This is a genomic window from Solilutibacter silvestris, from assembly GCF_002895945.1.
Taxonomy (GTDB): domain Bacteria; phylum Pseudomonadota; class Gammaproteobacteria; order Xanthomonadales; family Xanthomonadaceae; genus Solilutibacter; species Solilutibacter silvestris.
On sequence record NZ_NPZB01000001.1, the window covers coordinates 330,940 to 342,607 of the forward strand.

The 11,668-nt window shown below is 64.9% G+C and carries 13 protein-coding genes; 3 read left to right on the forward strand and 10 right to left on the reverse strand.

The features are described 5' to 3' along the window. Nucleotide 1: 1 nt before the first annotated feature. The 4 genes from secB to Lysil_RS01545 form a co-directional block, all read right to left on the reverse strand. Nucleotides 2-526 carry a protein-export chaperone SecB gene (secB, locus tag Lysil_RS01530; RefSeq protein WP_103073818.1) on the reverse strand — a complete coding sequence of 175 codons (525 nt, stop codon included), beginning with the start codon at nt 524-526 and terminating at the stop codon, nt 2-4. A gap of 90 nt (nt 527-616) precedes the next feature. After that, the gene (locus Lysil_RS01535; protein ID WP_103073819.1) at nt 617-1,051 is read right to left on the reverse strand and encodes a rhodanese-like domain-containing protein; all 435 of its coding nucleotides are present in this window, start codon (nt 1,049-1,051) and stop codon (nt 617-619) included. Between the two features lie 59 nt (nt 1,052-1,110). Continuing rightward, a complete protein-coding gene (locus tag Lysil_RS01540; protein ID WP_103073820.1) occupies nt 1,111-1,530 on the reverse strand; it encodes a hypothetical protein in 420 nt (139 codons plus the stop codon). A 30-nt stretch (nt 1,531-1,560) separates the two neighbouring features. Beyond that, a complete protein-coding gene (locus Lysil_RS01545) occupies nt 1,561-2,034 on the reverse strand; it encodes a YiiD C-terminal domain-containing protein (RefSeq protein WP_103073821.1) in 474 nt (157 codons plus the stop codon). Nucleotides 2,035-2,053: 19 nt separating this feature from the next. Between Lysil_RS01545 and Lysil_RS01550 the strand changes: the two genes are divergently transcribed. After that, entirely contained in the window at nt 2,054-2,806 is a 753-nt protein-coding gene (locus tag Lysil_RS01550; protein WP_165782337.1) for a uroporphyrinogen-III synthase, read from the forward strand. Here the strand turns inward: Lysil_RS01550 and Lysil_RS01555 are convergent. Both Lysil_RS01555 and Lysil_RS01560 read right to left on the reverse strand, forming a co-directional pair. Beyond that, complete coding sequence (locus Lysil_RS01555; protein ID WP_103073822.1) at nt 2,775-4,055, reverse strand: M1 family metallopeptidase; 1,281 nt, start codon at nt 4,053-4,055, stop codon at nt 2,775-2,777. The two genes, Lysil_RS01550 and Lysil_RS01555, sit on opposite strands and share 32 nt — an antisense overlap. A 1-nt stretch (nt 4,056) precedes the next feature. After that, a complete protein-coding gene (locus Lysil_RS01560) occupies nt 4,057-5,334 on the reverse strand; it encodes an acetyl-CoA C-acetyltransferase (protein WP_103073823.1) in 1,278 nt (425 codons plus the stop codon). Between the two features lie 104 nt (nt 5,335-5,438). Here Lysil_RS01560 and Lysil_RS01565 point away from each other — a divergent pair, with 104 nt between their 5' ends. Beyond that, nucleotides 5,439-6,308, forward strand: a complete 870-nt coding sequence (locus tag Lysil_RS01565; protein ID WP_103074918.1) for a hypothetical protein — start codon at nt 5,439-5,441, stop codon at nt 6,306-6,308. A gap of 362 nt (nt 6,309-6,670) precedes the next feature. On the opposite strand, the gene Lysil_RS01575 is transcribed toward Lysil_RS01565, so the two are convergent. The 3 genes from Lysil_RS01575 to Lysil_RS01585 all read right to left on the reverse strand — a co-directional run bounded on the left by Lysil_RS01575 (nt 6,671) and on the right by Lysil_RS01585 (nt 9,702). Then, nucleotides 6,671-7,198, reverse strand: coding sequence for a superoxide dismutase family protein (locus Lysil_RS01575; RefSeq protein ID WP_425477105.1), 528 nt, complete (start codon nt 7,196-7,198; stop codon nt 6,671-6,673). A 67-nt stretch (nt 7,199-7,265) separates the two neighbouring features. After that, entirely contained in the window at nt 7,266-8,672 is a 1,407-nt protein-coding gene (ntrC, locus tag Lysil_RS01580) for a nitrogen regulation protein NR(I) (RefSeq protein WP_103073826.1), read from the reverse strand. Beyond that, entirely contained in the window at nt 8,659-9,702 is a 1,044-nt protein-coding gene (locus Lysil_RS01585; protein WP_103073827.1) for a two-component system sensor histidine kinase NtrB, read from the reverse strand. The genes ntrC and Lysil_RS01585 overlap by 14 nt, the downstream gene beginning before the upstream one ends. Before the next feature lie 106 nt (nt 9,703-9,808). On the opposite strand from Lysil_RS01585, the gene ada reads away from it, so the two are divergent. Next, a complete protein-coding gene (gene ada / locus Lysil_RS01590) occupies nt 9,809-10,906 on the forward strand; it encodes a bifunctional DNA-binding transcriptional regulator/O6-methylguanine-DNA methyltransferase Ada (RefSeq protein ID WP_240600011.1) in 1,098 nt (365 codons plus the stop codon). A 1-nt stretch (nt 10,907) separates the two neighbouring features. On the opposite strand, the gene Lysil_RS01595 is transcribed toward ada, so the two are convergent. Next, nucleotides 10,908-11,666 (reverse strand): N-acetylmuramoyl-L-alanine amidase, encoded by a 759-nt coding sequence (locus tag Lysil_RS01595; protein ID WP_103073829.1) that lies wholly within the window; start codon nt 11,664-11,666, stop codon nt 10,908-10,910. Nucleotides 11,667-11,668 lie beyond the last annotated feature (2 nt).

An 11,668-nucleotide genomic window follows, 5' to 3' on the forward strand; every position in this document is an offset into this window, starting at 1 on the left:
ATTAGGCGTTCCCGGCCGTCTCCGTGCCGGATTCCAGCGCGGTACCTTCGCCCTGGGTGGCACGCTGGCGCAGGCCTTCGGCATACAGCGCGTCGAAGTTGATCGGCTGCAGGTAGAACGGCGGGAAGCCGCCACCATTGATCAATTCGCTGATCGCCTGGCGCGCGTACGGATAGAGGATGCTAGGGCAATGCGAACCAAGCATGGCGTCGAGGCTGGCGGCGTCGAAACCGCTGAGGCCGAACACGCCGGCCTGCTGCACTTCGGCGAGGTAGGCGGTCTTGCCATTCAGCGTGCAGGTCAGGGTCACGCCCAGCACCACTTCATAGGCATTCTCGGCCACCTGGCCAACGCGCTGGTTGAGGTTCATCTGCAGGTCCGGCTGGCCCTGTTCGCTGAACACGACCGGAGCATTCGGAGCCTCGAACGAGACGTCGCGGGTGTAGATCTTTTCGACGCTGAAGGTCGCGCCCTGCTCTTCGGCAGCGGCCGGCGCGATGGCGCCGTTGGTGGTCTCATCGGACATGGAATGCTCCAGTAACTGTTTCGAATTGGGAATCGCCGATTATCGCACGAAGGTGCGACCCACCTTGGATGGGTGCGCCCTGCCCTGAAATCAACGGCCCTTGACCAACGGCAGGTCAGCGCCGAGCCAGCCGCCGATGCCGCCATCAAGCACATAAACCTTCTCGAATCCGGCCTTGGCCAACCGCGCAGCGGCGCCGCCGGCGGTTTGCCCGGTCTTGCACACCAGCACCACCGGCAGCGATTTCGCGCCGGACAGCTGCTTGTTCTCGGCATCGAACTGGCTCATTTGTACGTTGCGCGATCCGGCGATGTGGCCGGCCTGGAAATCGTTGATCGGGCGCAGGTCGATCACTAGCGCGTTGTCATGGTTGATCAGTCCGGTCAATTGCGCCGGCTTCAGCGTCTTCCAGCCCTGCATCAGGCGCATCACCTCGGTGACCACGAGTGCCACGGTAATGCCGGCCAGGGCCAGCGACATCATCAGGTTGCGGCCGGCGAATGCGATCAGGTCTTGCAGGGTCACGGGAAATCCGGGTTGCGCGAGCGGATGGCGATTATGCCGCAGCGGGATCGCGGGCAGGTTTATTGGCCGTTCCAGAAATCCGGCAACCCCGAGGTCACCCACCAGGTTTTGGCGGCGGCATCGTAGTGCCAGGTCTCGCGATACGTCACCGTGCGCGCGGCCATGGTGTTGCGATTGGCGATCCCGATCTCGATAGTCCGCATGGCCTCGTCGGGGTCACCACCGGTGCTGTCCAGCACCTGGTAGGACGTCACCTGCAGCTGCTTGTAGCGCTCCAGTTCGAGGTCGGTGAGCGGGTGCGCGGCGCGCCATGCCGGGTCCTGCTGCGCCCACGCGCCGCGGATATCGCCCCAACGCATCGTCGCGGAATAGGCGTACTGGGCCTTGTCCAGCGCGTTCGCCTTGGCGCGCGTGCCGGCACCGGCGCAGGCGGTGGCCAACAAGCCGAGCAACAACAGCAGGGTGCGGAGATGCTTCATCGTTCCGTCCGGCGAATGGATCGCGCCATCCTACTCCGGCCCGATTTCATCGGGCACGACCGCGACGTAGCGCGAATCCATGCTGGTGGCAACGCGACCATCACCACGACGCACGTCCGCCAGCACCTGGAAGGAGACGCGGCGACCCTGCGCGAGTTCGTTCAATACGACATCGGCGTCGATCGCCTCGGCGAACACGGCGCGGGCATCGAGGTCGTCGTACAGCGGGGCGCGATATTTCACCAGCGAATCGGCGACGTAGACCTCGGCCTTGATGCCGCGGCGTTCCAGCCATGCGGTGACCAGCCCCCAACCGGCCAGTGTCATCAGCGACACCAGGCTGCCGCCGAAGGCACAGCCCTTGTCGTTGATGTTGGCGGCAAGCGGCGCTTGCAGGCAGCAGCGCGTGTCATCGAGTTCGGCGAGACGCGGTTGCAACGCGGCGACCGGTGGCATGGCGTGCAGCAGCGTTTCGATGCGGGCGGGAAGATCGGTCTCGGGCATGGTGTGCGATTCTTGGTGGATGAGGACGCGGCGCGAACGCGAATGGTATGCGATCTCCCTGCGGCCACAGGGACAGCATCGGGCATTGCGTGATGCGGTGGCGCGCGCCGGCGGTCATTTGCTGGCGATGTCGCCATTGCGGATCGTGGCGATGGCGGATGCGCAGACGCGTTCGCGCTTGGTTGATGCGCTGGAATGTCCGATGTGCGTTTTCACCAGTCCGAACGCAGTGGTCTGCGCGGCGCGATTGCAGGCGTTGGCGACGACGCATGCGATTGCCGTGGGATCAGGCACGGCGACGTCGCTGCATCGGCGTGGGGTGATCAATGTTGCCGCGCCGAAGCGCATGGATAGTGAGGGCGTGCTTGATCTTCCGATGTTGCGCGATGTCTCCGGCCAGCGCATTGGCCTGGTGAGCGGCGCGGGCGGGCGCGGATTGATCGAGCGGACGTTGCACGAACGTGGCGCGGATGTGCTGCGTGCGGATGTTTATCGCCGTGATATGGCGGATTTTTCGCCGGCGGTGTTGCGAAAGTTCGACGCGATGCCTGCGGATGCGGTTCTGTTCGTGACCAGTGCGGAGGCGCTGGATGCGGCGCTTGGACAGCTGGATCCGTCGCGACGTTCGCGGATGATTTCACTACCGGTTGTGACCGCCAGCGAGCGCTTGCGCGATGTGTGTGCGCAGAAAGGATTCCGCGAAACCCGTGTTGCGGCATCGGCGCGGCCGCAGGATCTGGTCAGGGCCGCGCACCGTACGCCCATTCGTTGAACAGCGCGGACAGATCACGGCCACTGGCGAGTTCCATCGCCTGCTGCAGATCGCGGGTCTGCACTGACGCATTCATGTGCGCGCGGGTGTAGTCACGGATCGCCTGCCAAAATGCCTTCTCGCCCAATTCGCCGCGCAGGACGTGGAGGAAGTACGCGCCCTTCTGGTACACCACTGCGCGATCGTCGCCACTCGGCTTGTTCCAATCCGGGAAAACCAATGGCTTGTCGGCGCCCTTCGCGCGCAAGGCATCGATCCGTTCGCGCCAACCATTCACGGCTTCGACATAGGCGGCTTCGCCATCATGATGCTGCAGATACGCCGCCGTCATGAAGGTGGCCATGCCTTCGTTCAACCAGAACTCGTTCCAATCGCGGCACGTCACCGCATTGCCCCACCACTGGTGCGCGGTTTCGTGCGCGATCAGGCCGACCGTGCGTTTGCCGTTCGCGGCATCGTCGACATATGCGTCCGACAACAACGATAGGCCCGCCAGCTCCTGTCCAATGGTGTCGACAACGACGGCCTGCGAATAACGCCGATGCGGATAGGGAACGCCTGCCTTCTCGGCAAAGAACGACAACACGTCGGCGGTTGCAGCAAACACGGTGCGCGCGCGTTGCGCATGCGCGGCATCTGCGAGCAGATCGAGTGCAACACCGTTTTCCGGCAACGCCGCGCGCTCGAGATCTCCGGCCACGAAACCGTAGACGTAGCTCGGCATCGGCGTGGTCAAGCGCCAGCGCCGCACATCATGGTCACGATCGAGGTGGTGAATCAGCACCGCATCGCCGGTGCCCACGGCCCGCCAACTATTCGGCAGCACGACCGAGAGATCGAGTGTCGCGCGCTGCGATGGCGCATCCACCGCCACCATCCACTGACTGGTCGAGAAGATCGTGTAGATCTCCCCCGCTTCCGGGTGGAATTCCAGCCCGAACTTCGGCATGCCGTGATAGCGAATCTGCAATGACAGCCGCCGCTGCACCGGCTGTTCCACGCCGAGATCGACGATCAACCGCTTGTCTTCGCGCCGGAATTGCAGCGCGCGCCCACGCAGGCGAATCTCGTCGACCTGCAAGGCGCCGGCATCGAACGCGATCTCGCGGCCGTTCGCCAGCAAATCCAGATCGATCCGCTCCTCGCCACGCACGCTGCGTGTCGCCAGCTCCGGTTGGAGCAGCAGTTGATAGTGACGGACGTCAAACGGGACCGATGCCGTTCCGACTGCCAGCGCAAACGCCAGCATCTCAGCGCTCCAGTATCGCCACCACGCCCATGCCACCCGCCGTGCAGATGCTGATCAGGCAACGGCCACCGCCGCGTTGTTCCAGCTCCTTCGCGGCAGTGGCGACGATGCGTGCGCCAGTCGCCGCGAACGGATGACCCGCCGCCAATGACGAACCATTCGGATTGATCTTCGCTGGATCGATCGCGCCCAGCGCACCCGGCAGGCCGAGGCGATTGCGACAGTAGTCGTCGCTTTCCCACGCCTTCAGCGTGCACAACACCTGCGCCGCGAATGCCTCGTGGATCTCGTAGAAATCGAAATCCTGCAGCGTCAGGCCATTGCGCGCCAGCATCTGCGGCACCGCGATGGTCGGCGCCATCAGCAGGCCTTCGCCACCGACGAAATCGACCGCGGCAACCTGGGCATCACGCAGATACGCCAGCGGTTGCAGGCCATGCGCGTGCGCCCATTCTTCGCTGGAAAGCAGGCAAGCGGACGCGCCATCGGTCAGCGGCGTCGAATTGCCGGCGGTCAGCGTGCCCTTGCCGGAGGCCTTGTCGAACGCCGGCTTCAGCGTCGCCAGTTTCTCCACCGTGCTGTCGGGACGCAGGATGTTGTCGCGCTTGACGCCACGGAATTCGACGACGAGATCATCGAAGAAACCGCGGTCATAGGCCGCCGCCAATTTGTGATGCGATGCGGCCGCCAGCTCATCCTGCGCCGCGCGCGGGATCTGCCATTCCTTGGCCATGTCTTCGCAATGCTGGCCCATGCTCTTGCCGGTGCGTGGTTCGGCCACGCCGGGGAAATCCGGCTTCAACCAGCGAAAGGAAAAGCCCTTGAACGCGCGCAGCTTGCCCATCGTGGTCTTGGCGGCCGCCGCTTTCAGCAACGCGCTGCGCAACGGCTTGCTGTAGACGATCGGCACATCGGAAGTGGTGTCGCTGCCGCCACCAATGCCGGACTCGATCTGCCCGACGGCGATCTTGTTGGCGATGGTAATGATCGAATCCAGCGACGTGCCGCAGGCACGCTGCAGGGTGATCCCTGGCGTCAACGGCGACAGGCCGGACGACAGCACCGCCTCGCGACCCAGGTTCCAGTCCGACGAATGCTTGATCACCGCACCCATCGCGACTTCGCCCAGCACTTCGCCCTGAAGGTGGAATTTCTCGACCACCGCGCCGAGCGCGCGGATCGACAGGTCGAGGTTGCCAACGCCGACATAGGCGGTGTTCTGGCGGCAGAACGGGATGCGCGCGCCGCCGAGCACGGCGACCGGTTTGGCAAATGGCATGGAGGACTCCTGGTCGGCGCCGGGCGCCTGCGATACTGGTGCAGTCTAGCCGCCCGCCCCGCGCGAGCAAACCCCACCGTATGGAGACACCAAATATGGGTGCGATGAGCGCGTCCGAATCGCACCTTCCCGGCGTGATCGCGCTGGAGCTGTCGCCCGAAGGCGCGCCCCCACGCGCCGCGATCGACACTGCCAGCGCCGCGCGGTTGCTCGAACATCTCGCCAATGATCTCGCGCTACTGGCGCCGGGACTCGACAAGCTCGACCTCACCCTCGCCGGCGCCCATTTCGATGTCGCCGAAGCCCTGCGTCCAGGCTGGCCGTTGCATCGTCGCCTCGACGAGCTGCGCGCACGCGCGCCCGGTCAATCGACGCGCAGCGATGCGCGACTGATCGCCTTCGGTGCCGATGCCAACGGCGACATTCCGCCGCCATTGCAAAGCGATCCGGCGCTGGCCGGCGCTTCGTTGCGCGTACTGCCATTTCTTGTCAGTGGCGATGAAGCAGCCATCGCCGCCATCGGCGACGTCCTCGAAACCGAGTTGCTCGACCGCGGCATGGCCAGCGCGGCGACGGCGTTGCTGGCGCAGGAAGCGTTCGCGACGCGCATCGAACACATGCGCTATCTCACCGTGCACGATCTGCTGGCGATGACGTCGATGCAGTACGGCCACATGGGCCTTGACCCGTTGTGGCCGATTCTCGAAGCCGCATTGCTCGCACCCGGCGAGGACGTCATGCTCGATGCGCCACCGGAGCCGCTGCTGCGACTGCACGATGGCGAAGTTTCGATCACCCTGTTTTCGCCGCAGGAATGGGGGCGCCGATACGCTGCAGGCGAACAAGACCACGATCGCCTGCAGCGGCACATGAGCCAATTCGAAGCACGCCAGCGTCAATTCGCCGCCGTGCTGGAAGCACATGGAATTCCGGTCGTGTACGACTACCTGCCGGGCGCTGCGCTTGCTTCGTGATCACTTGGGCGGCGGTACCGGTGCCGGAGTTGGCGCCGATGTCGGTGCGGGAGCAGGCGCTGGTTCTGATGCAGGTGGAGGTGCAGGCGGCGTCATCGTGTCCGAACTTGGCGTTGGACTTGAGGTCGTGGAACTGTCCTTCGAACCCGTACTGGCGCAACCTCCCAACACTGCAACCAATGACAGGATTGCTGGAATCGCGATCGCTCGCATCATTCACCTCTCGAACTGTTGATGGTGACGACAGTTTGCATTCGCGCGTGAAACGTTTCATTTACACACGAGAAACGTTTCATTAAGCGCCATTCATCACGCAGTGCGATTGCGCGAAATGACAATGCATTCGCTTTCCGCGCATCTGTCTACTGCTTGATCACGCCGCAAGCAATGCGCTTCCCGGCGTTGCCTGCCGGCTGCGAGGTGTAATCGTCGGGATCGGCGTGCACCACCAGCGCGCGATTCATCACGTCGTTGGGCTGGCCGCTGCCGAGACTCACTCCGGCGAAATACGCATCCACCATGGCATTGCCGTTGGCATCGGCGTGCAGGTTCATCTGATCGCCAAGATGATGCGGTGAAGCGCCGACCTTGCCATGCGGTTGCGTGGTCGGATTGAAATGGCCGCCGGCACTGGTGGCATCGCTGGCGCTGCAATCGCCCTTCTCGTGGATATGGAAGCCGTGATCGCTATTCGGCGCGAGGCCGCTGATCGTTCCGCTGACATGAACGCCATCACCCATGGGGCGCAGTTGCAACGTGCCGCCGACCTGGCTGCCGGAACGCGCTTGCAACATCGCGTGCGCGGTGTTGGCGTCGGACTTCGACATGCCGCCGCTCGCACACGCGGTCAACGCAATGGCGATGAGGGAAACAACCGGAATTCGAATCATGACGATCTCCCGATGGTTGGAACTTGCAAGCATGCGCCTTCGTGCATGGCGCTGCATGCAGGGCCATTCATTTGGGCGAATGGCGCCTGCGCGACGATCCCAACTTGCGTGTCACCGTGTTGCGGCCGAGACCGAGCAGATCGGCGGCCTGTCCGCGATGACCTTCGGTGGCATCAAGCGCGGCCTGTAGCAATACCGCATCGAAACGCGCCCGGGCTTGTGCGTGGAGATCGTTCACGTCCTCGCTCGCGAGCTGCGTTTTCGCCCATGTCGCGAGCGCGTTCTCCCACCCGTCGGCGGAAACATGCGTGCGCGCCGCCGCCAATTGCAGGTCGTCGACGCCGATTCGCGCATCCGGCGCCATCGCCGCCAGCCGCCAGCACAGGTTTTCCAGTTCGCGAACATTGCCGGGCCAGTCGTGCGCCTGCAATTTCTGCAGCGCCGCGCGGGTGAACTGCTTGGTGGCGATCCCCAAGCGCTGCGCTGCGCGTTGCAGGAAACCTTCGGCCAGCCGCGGAATGTCGTCGCGACGTTCGCGCAACGGAGGGATCGCCAGGCGCACCACGTCGAGACGATGCAACAGGTCGGCGCGGAATTTTCCCTGCGTCACCAGTTGTTCCAGCGGCTGGTGGGTCGCGGCGATGATGCGCACATCAACGCGAATCAACTCGCGGCCACCGACGCGAAAGAATTCGCCTTCGGCGAGCACGCGCAGCAGGCGCGTCTGCAACGACGCTGGCATGTCGCCGATTTCATCGAGGAACAACGTGCCGCCATCGGCCTGTTCGAAGCGGCCGACATGGCGCCGCGCCGCGCCGGTGAAGGCGCCGACTTCATGACCGAACAATTCGGATTCCAGCAATTCGGCGGGAATCGCCGCGGTATTGAGCGCCACGAACGGACGCGCGGCACGCGGCGATTCCAGGTGGATGGCGCGCGCCACCAGTTCCTTGCCGGTGCCGGTTTCGCCGGTGATCAATACGCTCAGCGGCGCCTGCGCGACCCGGCCGATGTTGCGGAACAGCGCCTGCATCGCCGCGGTGTCGCCGATCAATAACGGTGCTTCCTGCGTCGCGATCGCGACTTCGACATCAACGTCAGCCGGCTTTTCCAGCACGCGCGCCGCCAGTGCAACGGCATCATCGAGATCGAACGGTTTCGACAGGAATTCGTAGGCGCCACCACGGAACGCACCCGCGGTCGAGGCGACATCGGTGTATGCCGACATCACCACCACCGGCAATTCCGGATGCGCGCGCTTGATGCGTTCCAGCAACTTCAGGCCATCGTCGCCCGGCATGCGCACGTCGGTGAACAGCAATGCGGGGGGAGGTGCCGCTGCGTTCAACGCTGCCCACGCCGATGCGGCATCGGCGAAATCGCGGACCGCGTGGCCGGCCTCGCGCAAGGCGGTGACCAGCACGAAACGCACCGATGCGTCGTCATCCACCACCCACAATTCAGGCTGCATCATCCGTCTCCTCCTGCACCGGCAGCATCAGGGTGAACACGGTGTGCCCCGGCCGCGAGCGATAACTCACGGTGCCGCGATGTTCGCGTGCAACCTGTTGCGCCAACGCGAGGCCAAGCCCACTGCCATCGGCGCGACCGCTGACCAGCGGCAGGAACACTTGTTCCGCAAGCTCCGGCGGCACGCCCGGGCCGTCATCGACGATATCGAAACGCAAGGCCAGCGCCACCTGTTCGGCACCGATGCGCGCGCCGTGTTCCGCGCGCGTACGCAGGGTGATGTTGTTGGCGCCGGCCTCGATCGCGTTGCGTACCAGGTTCCACGCCGCCTGGCTGAGGCGATCTTCGTCGCCGAGCAATTCGGGCAGGCTGGGATCGTAGTCGCGACCGATGCGTACCGCCCAACCGGCATCGCTTTCGGCCAGCCGCAACACGCGTTCGAGCACCGCGTGCACGTTCACCGCTGCGTGCGGTTGTTGCGGTCGCGGCGACATCAAGCGTTCCAGCAATGCGGTGAGGCGTTCGACTTCCGACTGGATGATCTGGCTGAGTTCCTGCGTGCCGGCATCGCCACGGCGGGCGATCAACTGCGCCGCGCCCTTGATCCCCGCCAGCGGATTGCGCAATTCGTGCGCGAGTCCTTTCAGTGCCGCCGCAACCGCCGCCGGCAGGGCATCGCCATCGCGCTGCGCGAATTCGTCGACCGGATGCACTTCCAGCAACCAGCCGCCAGCGAGCGGCGACAACCACAGGTCGGCGAAACGCGGCTCACCAACACCGGGCACCTGCATCGGCACACGGCGGAGGCGACGCGGTGCGCCCTCCTCCCCCTCCTCGTTCAATGCCGAGGACAACACATCACCACCCGCTTCCAGCGACACCAGCGGCAAGCCGAGCGGACGGCGCGCGCCCACCCCCAGCCAGCGCGCGAACGCGGGATTGCAACCGGCAATGCGCCCGCCGCCATCGGTCCAGGCCAGGGGCGTGGTCAGCAGGGTAGAGCTTGGCTCGGTTGTGGGCGCGGATTCGTTCATTGCACCGAGTGTGCATCATTTTGGTGCAAACGACGCGTCACCCCGCCCGAATTCGACCGCAAGACCCGCGACGCGCGACACTTGCTGCGGAAGCAGACTGCGCACCATGGACATGACCCCAGCGATGCACCGAGACGCCCTTGCCGCCGCCACGCTGCGCGATCCGCGCTGGCTCGACGTGCAAGCCCACAACGCCAGCGCCGACGGCCGCTTCTGGTTCGGTGTCGCCACCACCGGCGTATTCTGCCGCCCGGGTTGCGGTGCACGCACGCCGCGCCCGGAGAACGTGCGCTTCTTCACCAGCATCGACGCGGCAAAGTCGGCGGGATTCCGCGCCTGCAAGCGTTGCCGGCCGGAAGGATTATCGGACGCCCAAGCCAACCGCGTGCTGGTCGAAGCCGCCTGCCAGCGCATCGACGCCGCCGAACGCGAACCGACGCTGGCCGAACTCTCCGCCGACGCCGACATGAGCCCATTCCATTTCCAGCGCATGTTCAAGGCGGTGCTCGGCATCAGTCCGAAACAGTACGCGACAACGCGCCGTCAGCAGCGGGTTCGTGATGGATTGAACGGCGGCCGCGACGTCACCACCGCGCTGCACGATGCCGGCTTCGGTTCGGCCTCGCGCTTCCACGCCGAAGCGAAGTCGCAGCTGGGAATGACCGCGCAGCGTTATCGCGATGGCGGCGTCGGCGAACGCATCCGCTACGCGCTCGGCGACAGCTCGCTCGGCCGCGTCCTGATTGCCGAAACCGACCGCGGCCTGTGCACCATCCTGTTTGGTGATGACGACGATGAGCTGGTCGCCGATCTCCACGCGCGCTTCGCCCGCGCCGAATGCATTTCCGACGATGCCGCACTGGCCACGCATCTCGCCGATGTGATCGCGCTGGTGGACGATCCCGCGCACGCGGTCGATCTTCCGCTCGACATCCGTGGCACCGCGTTCCAGCAGAAAGTGTGGGCGGAATTGCGGCGTATTCCCGCCGGTGAAACCGTCAGTTATTCCGAACTGGCGACGCGCGTCGGCGTGCCCGATGCGGCACGCGCGATCGCCGGTGCCTGCGCCGCGAATCCGCTGGCGGTGGCGATTCCATGCCATCGCGTGGTGCGCGCCGATGGTGCGTTGTCGGGCTATCGCTGGGGCGTGCAGCGCAAGGAAATACTGTTGCAGCGCGAAGGCGCGCGATCGCCGCGCGACTGAATCAACCGCCCGACTTGCTCAACGCATAGAGGATGCGCAGGTCTTCCGGCTGGAACTCCGGCGCGAGGTCCTTGCCGTCGTCACGACCGCGGTAATGCATGCGGAACGCGCGCAATGCCGCGGCCTTGTCGCGGATGTCGTAGCCGACCAGGCGCATCGCGATCCAGCCATCGAAGCCGGCCGGTGGATCGACCAGTTCGCCTTGCGGCCACTGCCCGTAACCGGCATCGGCGAGGCGTTTCCACGGGAACTGCGGGCCGGGATCGGTCTTGCGGGTCGGCGCCAGGTCCTGATGGCCGATCACATGCGACTTCGGGATGTGCAGGCGCGTGGTGAGATCGCCCAGCAGCTTCAACAGCGAATCGATCTGCGCATCGGTGAACGGCTCGCTGCCGTTGTTGTCGATCTCGATGCCGATCGAGGCATCGTTGAGGTCGGTGACGCCAGCCCACTGGCCGGAGCCCGCCTGCCATGCACGCAGTTGATCGGGGACCAGCTGGTAGATGCGGCCGTCCTTGCCCAACAGGTAGTGCGCGCTGACCGGATGCGCGGCATGCGGATCGCTCAGCGTGTCGAGGCTTTCCTTGACCGATCCCTGCTCGGTGTAATGCACCACGATGTACTGAGCGTTGCGCTGGTTGTAGTTGGGTGATTTCACGAACGTCGCCAGCGGATTGCGCGCCGGCTGCGTCACGCAGGCGGTCAACGCGAGTGCAAGCGAGGCGATCAGGAGTGCCGGGGCTTTTGATATCTGGCGCATGA